23 protein-coding genes are annotated in these 22466 nt (G+C 48.4%); 16 read left to right on the top strand and 7 right to left on the bottom strand.

Annotated elements, in window-relative coordinates; translation table 11 throughout:
* Nucleotides 1-260: 260 nt before the first annotated feature.
* The 4 genes from BHE18_RS01245 (at nt 261) to BHE18_RS01230 (ending at nt 5304) form a co-directional block, all read left to right on the top strand.
* The gene (locus BHE18_RS01245) at nt 261-947 is read left to right on the top strand and encodes a response regulator transcription factor (RefSeq protein WP_071616944.1); all 687 of its coding nucleotides are present in this window, start codon (nt 261-263) and stop codon (nt 945-947) included.
* Between the two features lies 1 nt (nt 948).
* Nucleotides 949-1962, top strand: coding sequence for a sensor histidine kinase (locus BHE18_RS01240; protein ID WP_071616943.1), 1014 nt, complete (start codon nt 949-951; stop codon nt 1960-1962).
* 79 nt (nt 1963-2041) lie between these two features.
* Nucleotides 2042-2725: an ABC transporter ATP-binding protein gene (locus tag BHE18_RS01235; protein ID WP_071616942.1), complete on the top strand. Its 684-nt coding sequence runs from the start codon at nt 2042-2044 to the stop codon at nt 2723-2725.
* Nucleotides 2722-5304: an FtsX-like permease family protein gene (locus BHE18_RS01230; protein ID WP_071616941.1), complete on the top strand. Its 2583-nt coding sequence runs from the start codon at nt 2722-2724 to the stop codon at nt 5302-5304. The genes BHE18_RS01235 and BHE18_RS01230 overlap by 4 nt, the downstream gene beginning before the upstream one ends.
* A gap of 226 nt (nt 5305-5530) precedes the next feature.
* Here the strand turns inward: BHE18_RS01230 and BHE18_RS01225 are convergent, their stop codons facing one another.
* Together BHE18_RS01225 and BHE18_RS01220 are read right to left on the bottom strand one after the other, a co-directional pair.
* Nucleotides 5531-6508 carry an MBL fold metallo-hydrolase gene (locus tag BHE18_RS01225; RefSeq protein ID WP_071616940.1) on the bottom strand — a complete coding sequence of 326 codons (978 nt, stop codon included), beginning with the start codon at nt 6506-6508 and terminating at the stop codon, nt 5531-5533.
* A 432-nt stretch (nt 6509-6940) separates the two neighbouring features.
* Entirely contained in the window at nt 6941-8236 is a 1296-nt protein-coding gene (locus tag BHE18_RS01220; RefSeq protein WP_071616939.1) for an MFS transporter, read from the bottom strand.
* Between the two features lie 252 nt (nt 8237-8488).
* On the opposite strand from BHE18_RS01220, the gene BHE18_RS01215 reads away from it, so the two are divergent.
* The 5 genes from BHE18_RS01215 to BHE18_RS01195 all read left to right on the top strand — a co-directional run bounded on the left by BHE18_RS01215 (nt 8489) and on the right by BHE18_RS01195 (nt 12411).
* Entirely contained in the window at nt 8489-9217 is a 729-nt protein-coding gene (locus BHE18_RS01215) for a hypothetical protein (RefSeq protein WP_071616938.1), read from the top strand.
* Nucleotides 9214-9960 carry a hypothetical protein gene (locus BHE18_RS01210; protein WP_071616937.1) on the top strand — a complete coding sequence of 249 codons (747 nt, stop codon included), beginning with the start codon at nt 9214-9216 and terminating at the stop codon, nt 9958-9960. The genes BHE18_RS01215 and BHE18_RS01210 overlap by 4 nt, the downstream gene beginning before the upstream one ends.
* A 150-nt stretch (nt 9961-10110) precedes the next feature.
* Nucleotides 10111-10452, top strand: coding sequence for a PadR family transcriptional regulator (locus BHE18_RS01205; RefSeq protein ID WP_071616936.1), 342 nt, complete (start codon nt 10111-10113; stop codon nt 10450-10452).
* Nucleotides 10383-10958, top strand: a complete 576-nt coding sequence (locus tag BHE18_RS01200) for a hypothetical protein (protein WP_235860230.1) — start codon at nt 10383-10385, stop codon at nt 10956-10958. The genes BHE18_RS01205 and BHE18_RS01200 overlap by 70 nt, the downstream gene beginning before the upstream one ends.
* Before the next feature lies 1 nt (nt 10959).
* Nucleotides 10960-12411 (top strand): serine hydrolase domain-containing protein, encoded by a 1452-nt coding sequence (locus tag BHE18_RS01195; RefSeq protein ID WP_071616935.1) that lies wholly within the window; start codon nt 10960-10962, stop codon nt 12409-12411.
* A gap of 461 nt (nt 12412-12872) precedes the next feature.
* On the opposite strand, the gene BHE18_RS01185 is transcribed toward BHE18_RS01195, so the two are convergent.
* From BHE18_RS01185 to BHE18_RS01175, 3 genes are all read right to left on the bottom strand, one after another.
* Complete coding sequence (locus tag BHE18_RS01185; RefSeq protein ID WP_071616933.1) at nt 12873-13586, bottom strand: alpha/beta fold hydrolase; 714 nt, start codon at nt 13584-13586, stop codon at nt 12873-12875.
* Between the two features lie 39 nt (nt 13587-13625).
* A complete protein-coding gene (locus BHE18_RS01180) occupies nt 13626-14141 on the bottom strand; it encodes a DinB family protein (RefSeq protein WP_071616932.1) in 516 nt (171 codons plus the stop codon).
* Between the two features lie 77 nt (nt 14142-14218).
* Complete coding sequence (locus BHE18_RS01175) at nt 14219-14701, bottom strand: HXXEE domain-containing protein (protein ID WP_071616931.1); 483 nt, start codon at nt 14699-14701, stop codon at nt 14219-14221.
* 140 nt (nt 14702-14841) lie between these two features.
* On the opposite strand from BHE18_RS01175, the gene BHE18_RS01170 reads away from it, so the two are divergent.
* The gene (locus BHE18_RS01170) at nt 14842-15216 is read left to right on the top strand and encodes a hypothetical protein (RefSeq protein WP_071616930.1); all 375 of its coding nucleotides are present in this window, start codon (nt 14842-14844) and stop codon (nt 15214-15216) included.
* A 137-nt stretch (nt 15217-15353) separates the two neighbouring features.
* Nucleotides 15354-16388 (top strand): zinc-binding dehydrogenase, encoded by a 1035-nt coding sequence (locus tag BHE18_RS01165; protein WP_071616929.1) that lies wholly within the window; start codon nt 15354-15356, stop codon nt 16386-16388.
* 558 nt (nt 16389-16946) lie between these two features.
* Here the strand turns inward: BHE18_RS01165 and BHE18_RS01160 are convergent.
* On the bottom strand, nt 16947-17555 hold the full coding sequence (locus BHE18_RS01160; RefSeq protein ID WP_071616928.1) for an FMN-binding negative transcriptional regulator: 609 nt from the start codon (nt 17553-17555) through the stop codon (nt 16947-16949).
* A 153-nt stretch (nt 17556-17708) separates the two neighbouring features.
* Here BHE18_RS01160 and BHE18_RS01155 point away from each other — a divergent pair, with 153 nt between their 5' ends.
* Nucleotides 17709-18071 (top strand): YciI family protein, encoded by a 363-nt coding sequence (locus tag BHE18_RS01155; protein ID WP_071616927.1) that lies wholly within the window; start codon nt 17709-17711, stop codon nt 18069-18071.
* Between the two features lie 33 nt (nt 18072-18104).
* On the opposite strand, the gene BHE18_RS01150 is transcribed toward BHE18_RS01155, so the two are convergent.
* The gene (locus BHE18_RS01150; RefSeq protein ID WP_064567512.1) at nt 18105-18599 is read right to left on the bottom strand and encodes a DinB family protein; all 495 of its coding nucleotides are present in this window, start codon (nt 18597-18599) and stop codon (nt 18105-18107) included.
* Between the two features lie 166 nt (nt 18600-18765).
* On the opposite strand from BHE18_RS01150, the gene BHE18_RS01145 reads away from it, so the two are divergent.
* The 4 genes from BHE18_RS01145 (at nt 18766) to BHE18_RS01130 (ending at nt 22209) form a co-directional block, all read left to right on the top strand.
* A complete protein-coding gene (locus BHE18_RS01145) occupies nt 18766-19329 on the top strand; it encodes a sigma-70 family RNA polymerase sigma factor (RefSeq protein WP_071616926.1) in 564 nt (187 codons plus the stop codon).
* Nucleotides 19326-20345, top strand: a complete 1020-nt coding sequence (locus BHE18_RS01140; RefSeq protein ID WP_071616925.1) for a DUF4179 domain-containing protein — start codon at nt 19326-19328, stop codon at nt 20343-20345. Before BHE18_RS01145 ends, BHE18_RS01140 begins: the two co-directional genes overlap by 4 nt.
* 576 nt (nt 20346-20921) lie before the next feature.
* Nucleotides 20922-21242: a hypothetical protein gene (locus tag BHE18_RS01135; protein WP_058298818.1), complete on the top strand. Its 321-nt coding sequence runs from the start codon at nt 20922-20924 to the stop codon at nt 21240-21242.
* A gap of 67 nt (nt 21243-21309) precedes the next feature.
* Nucleotides 21310-22209, top strand: coding sequence for a YitT family protein (locus BHE18_RS01130; RefSeq protein ID WP_411158752.1), 900 nt, complete (start codon nt 21310-21312; stop codon nt 22207-22209).
* Nucleotides 22210-22466 lie beyond the last annotated feature (257 nt).

Raw genomic sequence — 22466 nt, 5'->3', positions numbered from 1 at the left:
AATGCAGGCCGCTATTCAGGTTTATGGGACACTGTTTTAAAAATACAAGCCAGATTCCAGATTTACGGGCCACATTCCAAAAATACAGGCCGCATTCCAAGTTTATGAGCAGCTTAGAAAAATTCTAATTAAAACCCGTCTGGATTCCCCGGTCCGCCAAACCCGGCCCCGTCTCAAACCGGGTCACGGTACCTGTCCCCCCGACCCATTCCCGTGGTAAGATATGGGTAACTTTTATTTGAGGCTGGGGTGTGTTTGGTGTGAGGATTTTGCTTGTGGAGGATGATCGGACGATTGCGGCGGGGCTTGAGTATTCGCTGCGGCAGGAGGGTTTTGAGACAGTTCTTTGTTATGATGCGGGGTCCGCGAAGGCGGAGATTCGGGACCGCCTTGACGGGATTGATCTGTGTTTATTTGATTTGTCACTTCCGGATGGGAGCGGGTATGAGTTGTGTGAGCTGGTGAAGAAGCAGGGGGATAAGCCGGTGATTTTTTTGACGGCGCTGGATGATGAAGTGAATGTGGTGATGGGGCTTGATATGGGGGCGGACGATTATATTACGAAGCCGTTCCGTATCCGTGAGCTCTTGTCGAGGATCCGTTCGGTGCTCAGGCGATATCAGAAGCAGCCGGCCCAGCCGAATGTGTGGTTGGAAATCGGGGACATCCGCATACATACGCTTGAGGGGAAGGTCTATAAGCATGGAGAGGAAGTCGTGCTGACCGCCCTTGAATACAGGCTGCTGCTGATCTTTGCCAACCATGTCGGACAGGTGCTGACGAGGGCGCAGCTGCTCGACCGGATATGGGATGTCGCCGGTGATTTTGTGAATGACAACACGCTGACCGTGTATATCAAGCGGCTGCGTGAGAAGCTTGAAGACGATCCACAGCGGCCGGAGATCATCAAGACGATCCGCGGCATGGGCTATAAGGCGGGTGATTGAGATGTGGAGGAACCGGGAGATCAAGCTGTTTTTCATCGTCATCGGGATTGTCACCATGGCCGGAACCGCGGCTGCAGGATTTCTGCTGTCCATCCAGTCGGCAGGCATGGTGTTCATGACGTCTCTGCTGCTCGCTCTCTGCAGTGTGTTTTTCACAAGGTGGCGTTACCGTGAGATTGAGAAGCTGTCGGGATACCTCAGAAAGATCAGCAGCGGGGATGTCAGTCTCGATCTTCGCGACAATCATGAAGGCGAGCTGAGCATTTTGAAAAATGACATCTACAAGGTGACGCTGATGTTATCCGAGAGCCGTTCTCAGCTGGAGCGTGACAAGCTGACATTGACGGATGCCCTGTCGGATATCTCGCACCAGCTGAAGACACCGCTGACGTCGATGACGGTGATGGCGGACCTCCTGAGCGACAGTTCGCTTGAGGAATCGAAGCGCGCGGAGTTCACCGGGAATATCCGCGTGCAGCTTGAACGGATCGAGTGGCTCGTCTCGTCGCTCCTGAAATTATCGAAGATCGATGCGGGGACCATTGCGTTTAAAAAAGACCGGGTCCCTCTGCGTGAATTGATCGACAGGGCCGTACAGCCGGTGCTGATCCCGATGGATATCAAGGAGCAGACCCTCATTGTGAACGGAACGGAAGATGCAGCATTTACCGGTGACCTGCGCTGGACGGCAGAAGCACTGATCAATATCCTGAAAAATTGTGTGGAACATACAGGGGACGGCGGGACGATTTCCATTTCATATGAGGAAAACCCCCTTTTCACGGAAATATCGATTGCCGACGACGGGCCGGGGATATCGAAAGAAGACCTGCCTTACATATTCAGAAGGTTTTATAAAGGAAAGAATGCGGGGGATGACAGCGTCGGGATCGGCCTGGCGATGGCACACAGCATCATCACCGGTCAGCACGGGGATCTCGAGGTCAGGAGTGAAAAAGGGGATGGCACAGCGTTCTCCATCAAATTTTATAAAAGGAATGGGCAAAGTGAATAGATTGTCACTTTCCGAGTCACTTTACAGTCATATTAGGCAGATATACTGAGGGCATCACCTGAAATGTTGGAGGAGAATTATGAGTATCGTACAAATTGAAAATCTGTCTAAAATCTACGGAAAAGGGGAAACGGCGGTCAAGGCACTGGATGACGTGTCGTTTTCCGTGAATAAGGGCGAGTTCGTGGCCATCATCGGTCCATCGGGGTCTGGGAAATCGACGCTTCTTCATTTACTCGGTGGCGTCGACCGGCCGACGAGCGGGAAGGTCATGATCGACAACACGGATATCTACAAGCTTGATGAAACGCAGCTCGCGATCTTCAGGAGGCGTCAGATCGGTCTGATCTATCAGTTCTATAACCTGATCCCGATCTTGACGGTAGAGGAAAACATCACGCTGCCGATGCTGCTGGATCAGCATAAGGTAGACAGCGGTCAGCTTGAATCGATCGTGTCGACACTGGGGCTTGATCAACGTCTAGATCACCTGCCGAACCAACTGTCGGGCGGACAGCAGCAGCGCGTCTCGATCGGACGGGCGCTGATCAGCAATCCTGCGATCATACTGGCGGATGAGCCGACAGGGAACCTCGACAGCAAGAACAGCAAGGAGATCATCGAACTGTTGAAGATGTTCAACAAGACGTACAACCAGACGCTGATCGTCATCACGCATGATGAGCGGATCGCCCTGCAGGCGGATCGGGTGATCGAAATCGCAGATGGAAGGGTCGCAAAGGATGAGGTGATCCGTCCATGAACATCATCAATAAACTGACCCTGCGTTCCCTTAAGGAAAATAAAAAAAGGACGCTCGTGACCATCATCGGTGTCATCATTTCCGTCTCGATGATCATGGCCGTTTCGACGCTCGGGGTTTCATTCCTCGACATCATGAAACGGCAGTCGATCGCGGATAACGGTGAATGGCATGTTCAGTACAGCAACGTCAATGCCGGCCAGATCGATGCGATTACAGGTGACGGGGCAACAGAGAAGCTGATACTGTCAAGCAATGGCGGTTATGCAAAGCTTGAAGGGGCCAAGGTTGATGAAAGGCCCTATCTTTTTTTGAAAAAATATAATGAAGAGGGCTTGAAGGAGTTCCCGATTGAATTGGTGGAAGGAAAGCTTCCTTCTTCGAAAAACGAAGTGGCCATCTCCGAGCAGGTCGCGAAAGATGCGGGTGTACAGTTTGAGATTGGAGATGAAATCACCCTGGATATCGGGAAACGTGAAATCGAGGGGGAAGAAATCGAACTCGGCCAGAATGATCCTCTGCAGCGCGGTGAGAACGGCGTCACGGAAGAGCTCAAGGTGGACTCGACTGAAACATTCACCGTGACTGGTGTCATCAAGCGCCCATCCTGGGAACCGTCATGGTCTCCCGGCTACACGATGATCGGTTATATCGATAAAGGTTCCATGAAGGATTCCGAACAGGTGAATGCAATAGTCATCCTTGATAAAGTGAAGGCATCGTTATTCGATCATGCCAAGCAATTGGCAGAGGAGAACGACATTGAGAAGGTGGGTTTCAATAACGAATTGCTCCGCTACTACGGTGTGACGGATGATGACAATCTGCGTTTTACGCTGTTTTCCCTGCTCGGCATCATCATGGGCGTCATCATTGTTGGTTCGGTTTCCCTCATTTATAACGCATTTGCCATCAGTGTTTCAGAGCGCGCCAGACATCTCGGCATGCTGTCGAGTGTCGGGGCGACGAAGAAACAGAAGAGGGACTCTGTCTTTTTCGAGGGTGCTGTCATCGGCGCCGTCAGCATCCCGGCCGGTCTTCTTGCCGGAATCGGGGGCATCTCGGCAACCTTTTGGTTCATCAATTCGTATCTTGACGGGGCAATGGGGATATCAGAGAAACTTCAGACCGTCGTCACTGCATCTTCTGTTCTGCTTTCCTGTCTGATTTCGGTCGTGACCATCTTCATTTCGACCTATATGCCTGCCCGGAAGGCATCGAAGATCTCAGCCATCGATGCAATCAGGCAGACCCAGGACGTCAAGTTGTCCGGGAAGACGGTCAAAACGTCCAAACTCGTCCGCAAGGTGTTCGGACTGGAAGCTGAGATCGGCCTGAAAAATCTGAAACGAAATAAAAAGAGATATTATGCGACGGTCATTTCCCTTGTCGTCAGCATCGTCCTTTTCTTATCGGTGTCTTTTTTTACGGATAACCTGAAGAAATCAGTGATGATGTCGCAGGATGGGGTCGATTACGACATCCAGGTTTACGGGAAAGGCGGGGATTCCGCTGAGCTTGAGGACCTTGCCCGTGTGGAGGGTGTGACGGATCAAAGTCTGCATAAAACCATGCAGCTTTCATCATTGATCGATAAAAAACAATTCCCTGAAGAATTGGAGGATATGATCGAACAGGAAAACATACCGCTGGAAAACGGACGATATCAATATTATGTGAATTTCTACGGGCTGGATGAACAGAGCTTCAAGGAGTATGCGGCGAAGGCGGGAGCCGATCTTGAGGCGTTCTCTGATCCAGAACAACGGGCGGCGATAGTCATCGGTGAGATTTCCTACCGTAATCCGGCAACTGGTAAATTCGTCGAAACCTCATCCATCAAGGCGGTCCGGGGGGATGAACTCGAGTTGACCTTCACGGATTTTGATACAAATAAAAGCGAGCCGTTCGGGAAGGTGACCATAGGGGCACTGACCGATCAGGTGCCGATGGGAATCGGGACGGCGATGGCCGGAGGATTGGATATCATCGTGCCTATGGATACACTGGAGGCGATGGCGGGGAGCCTGATGGAAAGCGGGGTTCAGAGCCAACTTTTCCTGGAAAGCTCCGATCCGATGAAGACCCAAAAAGCCCTTGAAGAAGCGGCACCGTCGAATCTGTACATTTATAACGTCTATGAAAGGCGTCAGCAGGAAGAGCAGATGATCCTGTTCCTGTCCGTCTTCACATACGGGTTCATTACCTTGATTTCACTCGTTTCGATTGCAAACATCTTCAACACGATCTCAACCGGCATTTCACTCCGTAAACGTGAATTCGCGATGCTGAAATCGATGGGGATGACTCCTAAAGGATTCAACAAAATGATCAACTACGAAAGCATATTTTACGGCGTCAACGCCCTCTTGTTCGGGCTCCCGATCAGCATCGGGGTCATGTACCTCATTCACAGAGCGGTCGGAGGGACCTTCGAATACGGATTCGAACTGCCTTGGTTCGACCTCCTTTTCGTCATCATCGCCATCTTCATCATCGTCAGCTCGGCCATGCTGTATTCGATCGGGAAGATCAAGAATGAGAACATCATTGAGGGCTTGAAGCAGGAGAATATGTAGGAACACGATAATCAGGACCGGTCCCGTGACTAGCGGGGGCCGGTTTTTTCGTGGGTTTTGGGCCATTGGGGGAGCTGGGTTCCGATACGTTATGAAAACAGCGGGGCCAAGACCCATTAAGCTTCTTTTAGGGTGCTGCTATTCCTCTGTATAAAAAGTATACCGTTTCGTGGGGTTACCTTTGCTTCCGCTTATGCCCCTCCAAACCTGGGAGGCAGTTCGGAAATCAAATAAGAGTACGTCCAGATCTAAGTTGTTTTTTACCCCGGTAGAATTCATACATTTTTGAAAGGTTCCCCTCGATTCCGCTAACGCCCATCCAATTTTTATAGGGAAGAGGTGCTTCGAAGCGGGTAATAAGTGATTCCAGAGGCACGTGATTGTTGATAGCATCGGTCACAGTATCTTTTAAAAATGTGATATATCCTTCGAGTTCATTCAACAGTTCTTTATTTCCGACATTCCCATGGCCAGGGACATAGGTGGTGATGTTCAACTCTCTTACTCTTTCAAATATGTGAAGAAATTCTTCGGGGTTAATGATCGGTACATGCAGATTTTCCGTGAGGAGATCCCCCATGAAGGCAATCTTGTCTTCCGGTAAATACATGAAGGTGTCGCTGGGTGTGTGTCCCCCTCCCAGGCAGTGCAATTCCACTTTTCTTTTCGAACCTTTTAGGAGCAGTTTCTCTTCGAAAAGGACGGATGGAAGGACCACTTCTAGACGGGGTATGTCGTTCAGGACCTTATTCATTTCGTCGTACTGGTTCTCAAGGCTGGCTTTGAGGATCGGATCCCGGGTGAGGTCAATTTGTTGTTTTAAACTTCGCAGGTACTCTTTTGTATGTTCTATTTCTTTTTTAACGTCTCCAAGCTTGTTTTTTTCCTTGGACAGCTCTTTTGTTTCAACGGTGGAGATGATGGAAGCATCGCGGAATGCTTGATTGCCGAAGACGTGGTCGCCGTGGTAATGGCTGTTGATCAGGTGCTTTACCTTTTTACCAGTAAGGAGCTCTGCCTGCTTGCGTAATTCTTGTCCGGCAGAGGGAGTGGAGAATGAGTCAAAGATGAGTACTTCCTCCCCGAGATCCACGATCCCAGCATTGCTCCAGGCCCCTTTTCCGGGTATGGCGATCGCGGCATAGACCCCGTCAGTTAATGAATACAGTTTGAAGAAGTCAGTCTTTTTAATGAAGGTTGGCATGATGGATCCCTCTTTTACTTCGGATTGGTATTTATTAGTATTTAACATGAGGAGGGTGAATTCCTGCTTGGTGTTGCAGGGGGGACAGGTACCGCGGATCATCTTCGTCTGATTTTTGATGGAGGAAGGATTCGGCCAGCCAGTTTAGAATGATTCTCATAAGATCATATATTTCGATTTAGGATCGTATATTTAAAAATAGGATCATAAAATTGGAATGAGGATCATATATTTCTAGTTAGGATCATAAATCTCTGAAATGGATCATATATCTTGTCTGGAAGGTTTCATTGGATGAAATTAAAGAGGAGATTGTGGCTTTTGAAGGGTTTTTGCACAAAATTTGAAAAAACCTTCTGAAACGAAGCTGAAATAAGTGAATTTTCTAATAAAAACGAGCAGGACCAAGCTGCGTCAGCATGGTCCTGCTCTTTAGTCTGCTTGATTTTTCGTCTTGCCGGTTTGCCTGTTCCCCATGAGATACCAGATCATCGCCGGAATGAGGATCAGGGAGATGATTCCGCCCCCGATGGAAAGGGCCGGGTAGCTGGAGAACGCGACGATGATGCCTGAGAGCACACCGCCGGAAGCTCCGGCTAGGGCGATGAAGACGTCGACGCTGCCCTGGGTTTTGGCCCGGGTGGCGGTATCCGTTGAGTCGACAAGGATGGCCGTGCCGCTGATCAGACCGAAGTTCCAGCCGAGTCCAAGCAGCGCTAGGGCAATGGCGAGAATCACAATTGAGTCGGTCGGCGCCGCTGCAGCCAGGATCCCTGCTGCAAGAAGAGTAAGCGCGGCCGCTGCAACCATCGGCATCCGGCCGATTTTATCGACAAGCACACCGGTGATGAGCGACGGCAGGTACATCGCACCGATATGGATTCCGATGATCAGGCCGATGGCCGTCAGCCCGTGGCCGTTGTGCCCCATGTGGACGGGGGTCATGGTCATAATGGCGACCATGACGATCTGTGTCAGGATCATCACAGAGGCTCCAAGGAATATCCCCCGGCTGTTTTTTGTAGAAGACGTGACTGATTCCCTGACCTTGGCTGTTTCCTCAGACTTTGAAAGCGCCATCGCCAATACATAGGGGTCCGGCCGCATAAAAATGAAGATGACGATGCCGGCAAGAGTGTAGGCGGCAAAAGCTAGGATAAATGGTCCTCCCAGAGGGGGGATCCCGATGGAGACAGCGAATCGGCCCATCACATCAACGAGGTTGGGTCCGGCGACCGCACCGAATGTCGTTGCCACCATGGCAAAGCTGACCGCCGTAGCCCGCTGTGACGGTTTTGCCAGGTCAGTCCCGGCATAGCGCGTCTGGAGGTTTGTGGCAGTCCCGGCTCCGTATATTAAAAGCGAAATAAAAAGCAGGATCACGGAATGGGTGACAGCCGCTGCGACGGCCCCGGCTGCACCGATCCCGCCGATCAGGAAGCCGATGGAAAGACCGGTCCGTCTTCCGTAACGCTGGGAGAGCCTTCCGACAAACATGGCCGCGCCGGCTGACCCCAGCGTGAAGAGGGCGACGGGGACGCCGGAAAAGCTGTCAGTCCCGAGCATATCCTGGGCGAGAAGCGCGCCCACCGTAATGCCGGCAGCGAGCCCCGCCCCTCCGAAGACCTGGGCGATCATGATGATGATCAACGTTTTTTTATAAATAGCCTGCTGGTGTTCAGGGGAATCCAGGCAGTCTTTTATCGCGAGTTCATTATGTGAATTCATGGTATCCTTCCAATCTGTACGTGGGAATGTATGTTCACTTTATCATTCTACTAGTCTCTTGATTATCTTATAAACGTTTAGTTGATTATATACCTTAATGGGTATGTATGAAAAGCGTTCAGTATGAAAAGTCTCCCTTATTATTTTTGAGGCAATGAGGAAAGGGCTTTTTTTATAGTGGGAATGAATGGTAAAATAAAGGCTTATATTGGATGTATCGGAGTTAAATAGAAAAAGAGAGGAAAAGGGATTATGTTTAATTTGGACTTTACAGGGGATGCCGTATCAGTGGCGCTGGATGTACTGGCATGGCTGGTGATCGGATTTCTGGCTGTCAGGCTGTACCGGAAACAGCAGGCGAAACCGCGGGTGTGGAAGGTTGTCGTTGCCATATTGGCAGGAGTATTCGCGTTCTCGATTGACTGGGAGATGGAAGGGACGATGATGAGGTTCCCTGTGCTGCCGCTAGGCGTGTGGATACTGTATGCGGTTTTGAACCGGGTGGAGGACCGGTGGGACAATTACAGGCGATTTGCCTGGCTGGGGTTTGCCGGGAATTTTATTTTCCTGGCAGCATCGTTGCTTTCATTCCTGATGTATGCGGCGGTGTATCCAGAGGGTGATCTCTCGACGCATATCGCGGATACGGATGAGGCTTCGATTATCGCCACTCATCCTTCTGGGGCCGGGGATGCGGCCCTGGATCGCGGGAAGTTCGCGGATCAACTGGCTTCTGCCGAGCAGGAAAGAGTGGATAGCGATGGCTGGTACGAGGAAATGTTCCAGGAATCAGACGGCGAGAGGAATCGCAATGAGCGTTTTCCTTATCAGATGACCGGTGTTTCTTCGAAGTGGGGAAGCGGGCTGAAGCCGATCATCTATGTGGAGGAAGACGGGAAGGGGATCCTGATCTCCACCTCTCGGAATCAGTATTATTATAGATTGGATGATTCGGTATTGAAGGGAGGAGCAGCCAGATGACGATGAAAATGAAAGCCATTCTATCAGGGGCTGTACTCTTTCTGGTGGCGGGATCTCTGGCAGTTTACTGGTTTTACTTTTCAGAGCCAGATGCACTGCCTGGTGAAAAACAGATGGTAAAAGCAATCAACGAGCTGCTGCCTGAAGCGCAGGCCGGGGAGATCCAGGAAGTGATCAATATTGACGGTAAACACGCGGCGGCCCCTTTCATATCAAAAGAGGGGATATATGGAGTAAGTACCTGGGTGTGGCACCGTCATAAATGGAAGCTTGGGACCGTGCGCACGAAAGGGGAACCGAAGATTTGGAAGGTCGATCCTGAAGATCCGTCAACGTACCGGATCGTGTGGAATATCAATCCTTCAGAAAAGAACATCGATACGCTGAATTTTTATTATAAAAGGGACCGGAACTATTCCGTTTCCGGCACACGTCATGAATACACCCCGAGCATCCGGATGAAAAAGGAAGTTTCGTTTGGCGAGAACCCATACGGAGTCCTAAAGCTGCCGGATGATTGGATCGCAGTGATGGAAGAGATGGCCGATGGGGCATCTCACAACGGCGTTTTCCCCTTGGAAGGAATCATGCGCCAGGTGGCTTCCGGCATCGGATGGATCCCGCTTGATGAAAACGGTAAGGAAACCTTCCCTGAAAGTGCAGTGAATGGATCGAGCTATCATACTGGGCTAGTGGAAGAAGAACATATGATGATTGTGAATTTGGATGAAGTTGTTGAATGAATAGATTGTGGGTCGCGGGGACAGGTACCGCGACTCTTTTTTGATCCGCTTCGGCATTTTGCCGGGGCGGTTTTTTTTGAGTAGTTCGGCGAATAAACTTAATAAAAATATATACTTGATTCCGATATATAAGTATGTTAAATTTTTCCTATGAATAGAACCAGTTTGATTAAAGGTCATTTGGAAATGTGTGTGTTGTCGATATTGTCGACAAAAAAGAGCTATGGGTATGAAATCATGAAGGAGCTGGAGAATCACCGCCTGCAGTTGAAGGGTGTGGGGAGCATTTATCCCATCCTTACGAAATTGAAGGAGTCAGAGCTTGTTGAAAACAGCCGGGAGCTGACGGAAAGCGGGAAAATGAGAGTTTATTATGAAATCACTGACAGGGGAAGGAAGGTGCTTCGCCAGAAGATAGACGAATGGATGGAGCTGCAGAAAGATATTCGTTCATTGCTGAAGAGCGGTTCAGAAGGAGAGGGGGCGGAGTGAAGATGGATTGGATGACGGCGGAGGAAAAACAATTCGTTAATGAAGTATTGGCTGCGTTGAAGGAGTATGGAGTCCGTTCGAAGGAGCGGGAAAAGGTGAAATTTCAGATTGTGGAGCATATACAAGAATCACATGAGCATGGAACCGACGCCTTGGAAGAGCTCGGGGGTGCGGAAGGTTTTGTAAAAGATTATGTGGAGATCAACGAAATTGATGTTCACTCCCGCATTAAGAAGACTCATCTCACAAAAAAAGAATCGGGCCGTTCCATTCTGCCAGCCCTTCTCGCATCAGCGGCTGCTTATTTTATGTCGCAAATTCTTTTCTCTTTATTTTTAACGGAAGCATTCAATCCACTAAAATTGAACGATTTCGAGTACAATCTCCTCTATCGTATTTCAGGGAATTCGTGGTGGAACAGTCTTCTTGTACTGGTGAGTCTTGGGATTTCCGTGCTTGCGGGGGTGCTTATTCAAACGATGAATAAGCGAAAGATGGGTGCGTGATATGAAAATAAAGAAGCGCATGCTTATGGTTATGGGGTGCTCTCTGATCTGGAGTTTGCTGGTGACAGGCTGGCCGGTTTCCGCTCAAGGAGATGTGGAGACTGAGCTGGATCATTATATTGATGGGTATGTGGATGAGTACCGGGTTCCGGGGGCATCGGTCATCCTCTTGAAGGACGGGGATGTTTTTTATTCGAAATCGTGGGGTGTGACGGGTGAAGAGGAAGGGAAGGTGACCGCTGACACGCCGTTTACGATTGGTTCAATCAGTAAATCATTGACGGGCCTTGGTGTGATGAAGCTGGTCGATGAGGATCTGATTGAATTGGATGATCCGGTCCGGAAACACCTCCCCTGGTTTACGCTGAGTGATGAAGAGGCGGCGGGGCGAATAACAGTCAAGCAGCTGCTAACCCAGACGAGCGGGCTGGGTACGTACACCGGGCTTATTATGTCAGATCAGGAAGCAAGCGATCTAAGTGCAATCCGCGAGAATGTAAAGAACCTTGCAGATGTTGAATTGAGTGTACCTGTCGGGCAAAAACATCTCTACAGCAATTCGAATTTTATGATTCTGGGTGCCCTCATCGAAGAGGTGACGGGTGTTGGTTTTTCAGAGTATATGGATCAAAGCGTGCTGAAGCCGCTAGGGATGGAGCATGCTGCTGGTGACCGTGAGAATTCTTATGAGAACGGATACGCTCGAGGCTATCAGTCATGGTTCGGGGTGCCGGTGAAAAGTAGCGTTGCTTATGACAATGGCGGTGCTCCTTATGGATACATGACGGCAAGCGCGAATGACATGGTGAAGTTCCTTTTATTTTTGAACGGGGAGGATACGGATGGGCTTTTAAGTGAAGAAAGCAAGTCGCTTTATCTTACGCCCCATGTCCAAACGGGGGAAGACCGTTATTATGGGCTGGGAATCCGCGTTTCAAATCCGGGCTCGCCTGAAGAAATGATCTGGCACTCCGGCTCGACCCCCGATTCGCATTCGGAGTTATTCACGATGCCTGAAACCGGGTGGGGCGGGGTGATTCTCACCAATAAAAATAATGTCTTGGAAGAAGAAGGTCTCTATTATTTGAAGATGGGGATCATTGATATTCTTAACGGGGATGAACCTGGTGAGATTCCGGGGAATACACCTGTGATTCAGTTGATCCTTCTTCTGGTGACGGTTTTGCTTGCGGGGATGCTGGTGTTTTTTATAAGGAAGCCGGTTTTGAAAAGGGGAAGAGGTTTCGTAACGGGTAGTGTGTTGATTGCTTTATCGTTTGGCCTCATTCCGGCGCTGAGTTATGTTTCGCAGTCGCCGTGGCATGCAGTGTGGATGTTTTCCCCTGACCTGGCTTTTTTGGTGATGGTCATTGCCGGGTTGTTGGGGTTGAATGGGATTTGGGTGTTTGCCGGTGCTTTTAGAAAAATGGAACGTACCGAACATTTTATGTGATTGTTAAGGGAGGCTGTTTCTGAATTTTGGAGGGGACGGTTCTTTTCTTGAGTGGGTCGCGGGGACAGGTACCACGGCCCGTTTTTTGTGCCGTTTGGCGGGTGTAGTGCGGAAACAGGCTTCGGCTTTGCTGCGGGAATCCAATGAGGCCGGTAAATTAGAATGATTCTTAAAAGATCATATAATTCGAATATGGATCATATTTTTTCAGAATGGATCATAAAAATGGAAAATGGATCATATAATTTCAGTTTGGATCATAAATCTCTGGAATGGATCATAAATGACTGCGGACGGTCCTGCTTGAATCATTGTAGACCTGGAATCGATTGGAACCTTGATTATTCCATCAAGGTTGAAAGAAATTCTATAAAAAATGAGTCATTTTGACTCTATATTTCTATGAAAATAAAGGGACAGGGCCATCATACGTCACCATTGCCCTGCCCCTGTTAATTCTTTTATAAAGTTTTCAACCATTCCGCCAAATCCGCAACCATCTCATCCGTAAAAACATGATTGACCCCTGCATAAATCCTGAACTCCACATTGGTTCGTTCCCCTGTCTCCGTGAGATATCTGTAATAGTCTTTCTGTCCTTCAATCGAAACAAATTCATCGGAGTCGCCATGGATGAGGAGGACGGGGGATGGGCTGTTTATTCTTTTGACGGGATCGTATTCGGTTAATTCCTTCTCGATCGCATCTGGTATCTCGCCCCGTCCATCTGCCTCCCTGAATACCTTCTCAGATAGAAGAAAGGAGCCAGAACCGTTGATGTTAGCGAGACCGGAAAGCTTGTGTTCACGGGCGAAGATGCCGGTGGCTATGAAGCCGCCCATGGAACTGCCTGCAACGACGATATCCTCTTTTCGGATACCCAGCTCAGTGACAAATGAATCAAACTCTTCAATTGACTCAACGATTGTTTTCCAAAAATAGTGCTGTGTTGTTTTTTGGACGAAATGATAGGCGAGCGGTTCCCGAGTATCGTGGTAGATGATTTCAGGGACGATGACACGATATCCTGTTTTGGCTATTTCGTTTGCTGCATCATGGTAACCTGCAGCGGAACCGCCCCAGCCGTGGTAGAGGATGAGAGTTTTCTGGCAGATCTCCAGGCTGGCCGGGGTGGTGGAATGGTATTTAAATTTGCCTGTTTGGTGTGTTTGCATGATAGACCTTCCTTTGGGGCATGCCCAGGATTCTTTTCCCTATGATTGCGGCTTCAGCATTTTTCTGATCATTCGAATCTGACCTCTATGATTAATTTCATCTTCAAATACATGAAACCAGATGAAGTAATTATTGGAAGGGTGATTATCCCATGATCTATTTTCATATAACCAATCATCGTTAAGGTTAGCCAGTTCTATCAAGGTTCTGCTTCTCACTTCTTCCAGTTTGTCTGTATAAAATTCTAGAGGATGTCCTTTGATATGCGCTCTCCCTTTATCTCCTAGACTGTATGGGGGACCCCATTCTTCCATTTCTCGTTCATTCGGTCTCCTGCCATCAAAAATCTCTATTTGAAATCCTTTTTCCACAGCTGCCATATGCAGTAAAAGGGCACCGATACTGTTACCGTCCTTGCTCGATAAATAATCCAAATCGGAAGCCGATAAACCATCTACAGCTTCTATCGTTGTTTTCCTTGCATAATTCATTTGTGAGACAAGATGACCAATTTGGGGGCTGAATCCCTTTATTTTTTCGATTTTAAATTCCATCTAACTTGCACCTCGTTTATTCATTTAAAAGTTTGTCTTCGCTGCTTAATAAGTTCCTATAATGATAGACTCAATAGTTAATAATTAATAAAACTGTCCCCCAACATAAATAAAACCGGAATCAATGCCAGCAACAGAACCCCGATCACGACCGTGGAGAGGAAGATTTCTTTTCTGGATATACATTTTTCTCTATGTAATCTGTATAAGATGACCGTATTGACCGGGATGTTCAGCAGGAGTGCTGTGCCGACTCCGGGGGCGTATGTTTTCGTTAGGATGGATGCCAGCAGATGCGGGAAAACGGCATTGATGATCATGGAACCGAGGAAGCCGGTGAAGGCCCATTTCATCCATTTTGATTCTGGGAAGCTTACATATAAAAAAGAAATGAGATAGGCAAGTGCCGTGATGATGAGTACGGCAAAGTGAAATTCGTTTGATGTCACTGGCTTTTGCAGGGCCATTCCCATTTGCGACCACTGTGGGAGCCACAGGGCTTCTTCGAGATTATGAAGGCTGATGGCCAGGCAGAAGAAAAGGGCGTAATGGGTTTTTATGGTGATGACCTCCTTTGGGCTGGGTCTCCGTTCAAATGGTGCTGGATGTAGTATATTTTACCATATAGAAGATTTAGAGGGTTATAGGGTTTATCCAAAATATAGTAAACTATAGGAAAACATGAAGGGTGGAACCTTTTTTGATAGCAAAAAAGCGGTTGGTGCCGGGCTTCTTTGCGGTTGTGTGCCTCTTGGGTATTTCAGTTTATTGGATTTACCGTGCTCCGATTGTCGAGGGGGATTTTGATGAGTTGAGGATTTCGACGCAGGGGCAGGAAGTTAAAGTCATAGACGATAAGGAACAGATCCGTGAGATAATGGAACAAATCAATACGAGCAGCCGCAGCTGGCATCCGCAGAAAGGGTTCCGCTATGATTATCTGCCTCATGGAATGCTGGTTTTCACAAAGGGCTCTGAGAAGGTGCAGCTGGGAGTGGTGCTGCCGAAAGGGAATGTGGTGACGAAGTATTGGGAGGTTGAGACGGGGTTTGGATTTGGCGGAGGATCCCGGTGACTGGGTATTGTCCCGGGGCACAACCATCACGCTCCCTCATGAACCAGTGGGATACGTTTAAAAAAAGGGAAACAACAAATAATAAGTTCTATATTTTACATAATCAAATAAATCTGATTCGACAAAGGATGATAGCGATGAAAGCGGTGCGAGTAACGGGATATGGGGATGTGGATAAGCTGGAAGTGGTGGATATACCGGTTCCTGAACCAAAAGCAGATGAAGTGCTTGTGAACGTTAAGGCCTGCGCGATTAATAATACAGAAATCTGGATGAGGGAAGGGGCTTACGGGAGCGGCACCAAATCGGGCTGGCGGCCGGAAGGGGTACAGTTCCTGCGGATTCCCGGCTCTGATATTACGGGTCAGGTTGTGAAGGTTGGAAGTTCTGTCCCCCAATCGATGGTGGGCAGGGATGTTGTGCTTTTTCCATTTGCATCGAGTGGGGAAAGTGGATTCGAGCATATTTCGGAAGATATGTCATTCATCGGATCGGAGTATGACGGCGGATATGCTGAATACGTCGTGTGGCCGGCTGAACTCTGCTTTGATATGCCACTTCCCGGTTATCCGGAAAGCGCTGTTTTTTCAGTGAGCGGTCTGACAGCGTGGCATATGGTGAACCAGCTTCAGGTTCAAGCCGGAGAAACGGTGGTCGTCACCGGTGCGAACGGCGGGGTGAGCTCGTTGAATGTGCAGATTGCATCAAAGGTATTTGGAGCCAAGGTCATTGCGGTCATCGGTGACTTGGCCGGGGAGGAAAAGCTGAAGGAATTAGGGGCGGCCCATGTCGTATCCTATCACTCCGAATGCCTGGCAGAAGACATTCTGAATGTAAATGGGGGTCCGGTCGACTCCGTCCTTGATGTCGTGGGGGATGCACTATTCGATACGTCTCTTCGGGTTTTAAAAAAAGGCGGGAAGTTTTTTATCTCGGGATCTGCCGGTGGACAGCAGACAAATCTGGATTTTCGGACATTGTATTTAAAACATATCACCATGTACGGGTCGGTGCTGGGGACTAGGGCAGAGTTCAAAGAGATGCTGGGAGCCATTTCTGAAGGAAAACTAGTGCCTGTCATCGATAAAACCTTTCTATTGGAACAAGCAAAAGAAGCACAGGTGTATTTTAAGGAAAAAGGGAAGTTGGGGAAAATTGTATTGCTGCCTTGAGCGGGTCAGGGGGACAGTACCGCGGCTAATTTTTTGGTGATCTTTGATTTGATGGATAGGAGAATATTCGGGATTCTAGTTTCGAATGATTCTTGTAAGATCATATAATTTGAATTAGGATCATATTTTTGAAATTAGGATCATAAAATCGGGATCAGGATCATATATTTCCAATTGGGCTCATAAAATCAGATTTAGGATCATATTTGATGCCTGATCCTTCTCTCTACTGAAATAGCGGGCTGGAATCCGGTTGAAAACTGGATTTCTACAAAACACTGCAGAGATTTTTTAAAAAATAAGTCATTTTGACTCACTTTTCTTTGAAAACAAGGGGGGCATGGCCATGATTCGCAATTATGGCCATGCCCCTATTGAAATATTTTTTAAATCATTTCGATTAATTTCCGGCCAGATCATTGGGATCTATTTGGAACTTCATATTTATTAGGTCTCTGACTTCATTGCCATCAATGAAGTATACAAGTTTTACTTTCGAGGACATATTTCATCCCCCTTATTAAATGAAATTTCACTCTTATTTTGTCTGCTCTGCCTTCACTTCAGACTTCTCTTCATCCACTCCACAATCTCCCTTTCATCGTCCCTGGGAATCTGTTCGAGCTGCCGGATCACCCGTTCACGACGCTCGGCTGGATGGTTTTGGCTTAGTTTTGCTTTGCCTTCGATTTTCGTGATATGTAGCTTGAATGCCTGGATGCCTTTGCTCAGTCCGGCGAGATATCCGGCATCTACGTTTTCCAGGCTGTAAGGGCTGTCGGGAGCTTCGTATGCTGCGACCAGCTCTTCTAAAGATTTCATGCTCTCATCGGTATCATGGACGAGCTCCATTTTTCCGTACACATGGACGGTTACGTAGTTCCAGGTGGGCACGGTTTGATCCGTCTCATACCAGGACGGGGAGATGTAGCAGTGCGGACCGTGGAAAATGGCGAGCACAGTTTGGGATTCGATGTCCTTCCACTGCGGGTTCGGTCTGGCGAAGTGGCCGTGTAAACAGGTTTTATCCTCATTAAGCTGCAGCGGCAGATGGGTGGCGATGGGCATGCCGTCGCCCTGGGAGATCAGGGTGGTAAAGCCGTTTTCGCTGATAATGCTATGGGCGGTCGTTTCGTCTGTGATTTTAAAATATGGCGGGATATACATAGCGGCACTCCTTTTTAAGTCTATGAAGGATAGATTCTGTAAAAAGAGACGAATCCCTCTTTATTTTGCCATGCGGCGGCTTAATCCGGAACAAGGGATTTCCCGCAGGACGTCGAACTTTACATGTAATGGATCAGAAAAGGAGACGGTGAAATGAAATTTCTATGCGTGGGCTATTTTAATCGGGAAAAGATGGATGCAAGGCCGGAGGAAGAGATCAATGCCGTCATGGGAGAGTGCGAGCCGCATCTTCAGGAGTTGTACGAAACAGGACAGGTCCTGATGGATGCAGGTACGGGTCTTGAAGCAAAAGACATAAGAAAAAATGGCGGCAAAGTGATTGTAAGTGATATGGAAGAAACCGGGGAAATGATCGGCAGCGTGTTCCTCATTGAAGCAGAGGATCTGGATGCCGCAGCGGGTTTGGCGAGGCTGCATCCGGCTGTGCAGGTGGAGGGCGGGGGAGAATTTGGCTGGCGTATTGAAGTCAGGCCCGTCCACTATTTCAAAGAGTAAAAAAAGACCGGCCGGCGCCGGTCTTTTTCCTTCTTATTTCGAAGCGTTCATCGCTTCCCATTCTTCTTTGCTCGGGCCGTAAACCCCTGGAACTTTCAGGTCTGCCTGGCGCATGAGGACGGTCAGCTGCCCGCGGTGGTGGGCCTGATGCTGGATCAGCAGGCGCAGGACGGCCTGGACGGGCATGTCCATACCGAATAGATTGACCATTTCGTTCATTTTTTCATCAGAAACCTGTTCGGTCACGGCTTCAGACAGACGGTCGCTTACGAGTTTGTAAGTTTCGCTGATTTCGGATGCAGAAGCAGGGGCTTCTTTTTGAAGATCCGGGGCCTCGAAGCGGATGCCGACTTGAGACGGAAAGTAGAACACGGCTCCGGTTATGTGCCACGCGACACTCCCGATGCTGTACAGGCCGGGTGCGACCTCTTGTTTCAATGACTCATCCGTGAGGGCGTCGAGCACTTTCTGAGTGACTGCCGCTTCCTGTTTCCATTCCTGTAGAAAATCGTTTACCGTTGTGAACATTGTGAATCCCTCCCATTTTTCAAAAAGACTTTCGGTTTCATTTTAGCATGGAGGGTCCTCCCATTGCTTCTATTAAGCTCCTATCCAATAAAGTTGAGAATTCTGTCACACGTCACTCGTTGTATTTTATGAAAAAGCTTTTTCAAAAACAAAAGGAGCGGAAATGATGAAAAGTACGCCGGCAAATTTTATCCCGAGGCTGAAAAAAAGGAAAGAAGATGCGCTTGAGTATGTGATTGATGCATATATGCCGCTTGTCAAAACAATCGCGGCGAAGGTTTTGCACAGTATGCACGAGCATGATATCGATGAATGCGTCAACGATGTGTTCCTGACTGTCTGGGAGAATGCCCGTCAGTTTCAGGGTGAGGCAGCTGATTTTAAAAAATGGATCGGCATGATCGCGAAGTATAAGGCCATCGACCGGTACCGTCAGGCAAAAAAGCGCAGGGAGCGTGAGAAGTCCGATGTCCTGTTAAAAGAAAAAGCGGGTGCCTCAGCAACGGAAGAATCGGTCATGAGGCGTGAAGGTAGAAATGAATTATTGGCTGCTATCAGTCGATTGAAGGACGATGACCGGGACATTTTCATGATGAAATATTACTTGGAGCTTTCCAATCGTGAAATTGCGGAACACCTGGGACTCTCGAAAGCAGCGGTCGATAACCGTTTGTACCGGGGGAAGAAGGTCCTGGCGACTAATTTGAAATTGAAGGAGCTATTGATATGAGCATGAAGGAATGGATGGAACTCGATGTGGAGCAGCTGGAGTTATCGGACGTGACGGATGCGGAGAAAGAACGGGTGAAACAGCATGTTTTGAAAAAAAGGAAAAAGGCACCGGTATGGCGGCCGGCTGCAGCTGCAGCGGTCATCTTGATCGGGGCGTCTGCTGCGGCGGGCTTTGCGGTGCCGTCGATCGCTTCGCAGATTCCGTTTATGGATGATGTCATCGCATATTTTCAAAACGAAGATCAGGGCGCCTTTGATGAATTCTCCACCGATATCGGTCTTGCCGAGACGGACAATGGTACGACGGTCATGATCGATGATGCGGTCTATGACGGTACGAATATCACGGTGTCGTTCGCGATTGAAACGAATCGGGATCTGGGTGAATCGGTGCAGATGAGCGGGGCGGAATGGTTCGAGGTCGCAGGCTCTAACGGCAGTGCCGGCACCGCCGAAATCACGAAGATTAGTGACACCCGCTATGTCGGGCTGTCCACGTTTACTCCTCACTTTAAAGGCAGTGATTCTCCTGAGAAGGTGGACATTTCATGGTCACCTCAAGGGTTCAGCGGAGTTGAAAAGGATGCTGTGATTAAGGGGGATTGGTCGTTCGATTTTTCATTGGAGCGACTGGAAGGGAAGCAGCAGCTCGTAAATGAAACGGTGAAGAATGAAGATGTGACGTTCACCCTGAAATCGGTGGAGTTCACGGATGTGTCGACAATCATTTCCTACAGTCAGCTCGTGAAAGAGAATTTCCTTGAAAAATGGCCGAGTGTGACGCCGGTGTTCAGGGTGACGGATGATCTCGGGCATGTCTATGCAGACGGTACGAGCGGACCCGGTGTCTCAATGGATGACGGCAAAACGTTTGAAGGGACGACGGACTTCGGTGCGATTCGGGATGGGGGCGGACAGCTCATCATCCAGCCGGTGATCATCGCGAGCCTGACGTCCGGGAAAGGACATGAGAAAGTCGAGCTTGATCCGATTGTAGTTGAGCTTGTGGATTAGAATTTTAATAGAAGTGAAAACCGGACCTGGATGGGGTAACGGTTTCGGTTTTGAAGTGCAAAATTTGAATTAACAGTGTTTTTCGTACGGTAATTTGCAGTTTAATCAGAAGACACTTTAGCAGTGAAATTAGCACATGAAAAAGCTCGGAGCCATTATACTTCGAGCCTTATTTATCATCAATTTTTTAGCACCCTTATGTGGAACAAATAGAGCAGGTTCCCTGGCGTTTGAAAATTAGCGGATGAATTCCGGTTAAACCGGAAAATGCCGCTATTTCACGGATAATAGCCGGAGTTTTTCCGCTTATAGTAAAATATCCGTTAAAAATAGTTACATATTGAGCAGTTAAGCGTAACTCCTCCCCTTATTTCAGTACCTTAACCCTCCTCCAGCTGCCTTAGACGGAATTTCTCCGCTTATAAATCTACCCTCCAAATTGGTTCAGTCGGGGATTCCGGTTTTTTTAGCTTGGCGCACCACCACCGCCGCTTGTAGCGGCAAGTTCAATCCGTTCCCCTGCGGAATGCAATGAGGTATAATTAAATAAGAAGAAATGCGGAGGGAGGTTATCGAGTGAGGAATGTGTCGATCTGGATTTTACTTGTTTGTCTTGCCGGTCTGCAGCAGATCCATGTACTGAAATACGAGGATGCTGCCATGAATGAAGCCGATTTAAAAGTTGATACTTCGCACCTGTCAAATATCGAGATGATTTTTTCTCCAACCTCTTCGTCCCCTCACCACGATGACAGTGCGGCTCCTCTTCCCTTCCATTCAGCCCGGAAAATAAAGTCATATGCACCCGCTGATCAGACATGTTATTCCGTGGACATCTCTCCAGACACACATGGGTTCATAGAAGTCATGATGTATCAGTCCAACTATCTCTCCTGATCTATACATATATTCGACCGTAAACAGATACTTTAATATGAGTACATAGAAACAGGGGGAAGCGACATTGAGTGATGAATCAATCGAACAGCAGATAAAAGCTGAATTGCAGCATCCGAAATTAACGAAATTGAAAGTTTTGAAACGGGGAGTCTTCATCCTGCTGGGAGCCATCATGATGGCGCTTGGAATTGAAGTTTTCCTCGTACCGAATTTGATCATGGACGGCGGGATCGTTGGAATCTCGATCATTCTTTATAACCTGACCGGTATCGGCATCGGATTATTTATCTTCTTACTGAACATCCCGTTTTTCTTCATTGGTTACAAGCAAATCGGAAAAACGTTCGCGATATCCACATTATTCGGAATTACGATTTTATCGCTTGCGACGAGTTATCTGCATCATGTCGCGGCGTTTACGCAGGATGTGCTGCTGGCGACGGTCTTTGGCGGAATCGTGCTCGGCGCCGGGGTGGGATTGGTCATCCGGTACGGAGGTGCCCTTGACGGCAGTGAGATCCTGGCCATTCTTTTAAATAAAAAATTCCCTTTCTCAGTAGGGGAATTCATCATGCTCTTCAACGTGTTCATCTTTGCATGGGGCGGTTTCGTCCTCGGATGGGACCGGGCGATGTACTCGGTCCTCGCGTACGTCATCGCCTTCAAGACGATCGATATCGTCATCGACGGCTTCGACGAATCGAAATCCGCCTGGATCATCAGTGACAAACACGAGGACATCGGGGACGCGATCATGGCCCGGCTCGGGCGCGGGGTCACCTATCTGAAAGGGGAAGGCGCCTACTCAGGTGATGACAAAAAAGTGATCTTCACCATCGTGACCAGGCTGGAAGAAGCCAAGCTGAAGTCGATCGTCGAGGAACTGGATCCGTCGGCCTTCCTTGCCGTAGCCGATATCAACGAAGTCCGCGGCGGACGGTTTAAGAAGAGGGATATACATTAATAGCGGCATTCACGGAATGGGTCGGTTTTTTTAAAAAAACTAACTAAACTTACTAGAGTATGTCTGTTTACATGGGATTTGAGGGCGAAACAAGCTTTGGGATGGGTCTGCGGATTGATATATTATCAAAAAACCAGCTAATAGTTTGTCAACATTTTTCAATAAAAACTTAAAATAACTCATGTTATACTGAAAATATGCATGCCAAATAACCTTCCACTTACCCTTGTTTGGAAGGTTTTGTCTTATTTAGCTGG

The sequence above is a fragment of the Rossellomorea aquimaris genome, from assembly GCF_001877785.1.
Taxonomy (GTDB): Bacteria; Bacillota; Bacilli; order Bacillales; family Bacillaceae_B; genus Rossellomorea; species Rossellomorea aquimaris_A.
The sequence above is the reverse complement of the archived record's forward strand: the minus strand, read 5'-3'. Positions and strand labels throughout refer to the sequence as shown.

What these genes read in the sequence shown, in the direction of transcription:
- BHE18_RS01240 (WP_071616943.1), top strand. Translation starts at nt 949, where the DNA reads ATGTGGAGGAACCGGGAGATCAAGCTGTTTTTCATCGTCATCGGGATT.
- BHE18_RS01235 (WP_071616942.1), top strand. Translation starts at nt 2,042, where the DNA reads ATGAGTATCGTACAAATTGAAAATCTGTCTAAAATCTACGGAAAAGGG.
- BHE18_RS01230 (WP_071616941.1), top strand. Translation starts at nt 2,722, where the DNA reads ATGAACATCATCAATAAACTGACCCTGCGTTCCCTTAAGGAAAATAAA.
- BHE18_RS01225 (WP_071616940.1), bottom strand. Translation starts at nt 6,508, where the DNA reads ATGCCAACCTTCATTAAAAAGACTGACTTCTTCAAACTGTATTCATTA.
- BHE18_RS01220 (WP_071616939.1), bottom strand. Translation starts at nt 8,236, where the DNA reads ATGAATTCACATAATGAACTCGCGATAAAAGACTGCCTGGATTCCCCT.
- BHE18_RS01215 (WP_071616938.1), top strand. Translation starts at nt 8,489, where the DNA reads ATGTTTAATTTGGACTTTACAGGGGATGCCGTATCAGTGGCGCTGGAT.
- BHE18_RS01210 (WP_071616937.1), top strand. Translation starts at nt 9,214, where the DNA reads ATGACGATGAAAATGAAAGCCATTCTATCAGGGGCTGTACTCTTTCTG.
- BHE18_RS01205 (WP_071616936.1), top strand. Translation starts at nt 10,111, where the DNA reads ATGAATAGAACCAGTTTGATTAAAGGTCATTTGGAAATGTGTGTGTTG.
- BHE18_RS01200 (WP_235860230.1), top strand. Translation starts at nt 10,383, where the DNA reads ATGGATGGAGCTGCAGAAAGATATTCGTTCATTGCTGAAGAGCGGTTC.
- BHE18_RS01195 (WP_071616935.1), top strand. Translation starts at nt 10,960, where the DNA reads ATGAAAATAAAGAAGCGCATGCTTATGGTTATGGGGTGCTCTCTGATC.
- BHE18_RS01185 (WP_071616933.1), bottom strand. Translation starts at nt 13,586, where the DNA reads ATGCAAACACACCAAACAGGCAAATTTAAATACCATTCCACCACCCCG.
- BHE18_RS01180 (WP_071616932.1), bottom strand. Translation starts at nt 14,141, where the DNA reads ATGGAATTTAAAATCGAAAAAATAAAGGGATTCAGCCCCCAAATTGGT.
- BHE18_RS01165 (WP_071616929.1), top strand. Translation starts at nt 15,354, where the DNA reads ATGAAAGCGGTGCGAGTAACGGGATATGGGGATGTGGATAAGCTGGAA.
- BHE18_RS01160 (WP_071616928.1), bottom strand. Translation starts at nt 17,555, where the DNA reads ATGTATATCCCGCCATATTTTAAAATCACAGACGAAACGACCGCCCAT.
- BHE18_RS01155 (WP_071616927.1), top strand. Translation starts at nt 17,709, where the DNA reads ATGAAATTTCTATGCGTGGGCTATTTTAATCGGGAAAAGATGGATGCA.
- BHE18_RS01150 (WP_064567512.1), bottom strand. Translation starts at nt 18,599, where the DNA reads ATGTTCACAACGGTAAACGATTTTCTACAGGAATGGAAACAGGAAGCG.
- BHE18_RS01145 (WP_071616926.1), top strand. Translation starts at nt 18,766, where the DNA reads ATGAAAAGTACGCCGGCAAATTTTATCCCGAGGCTGAAAAAAAGGAAA.
- BHE18_RS01140 (WP_071616925.1), top strand. Translation starts at nt 19,326, where the DNA reads ATGAGCATGAAGGAATGGATGGAACTCGATGTGGAGCAGCTGGAGTTA.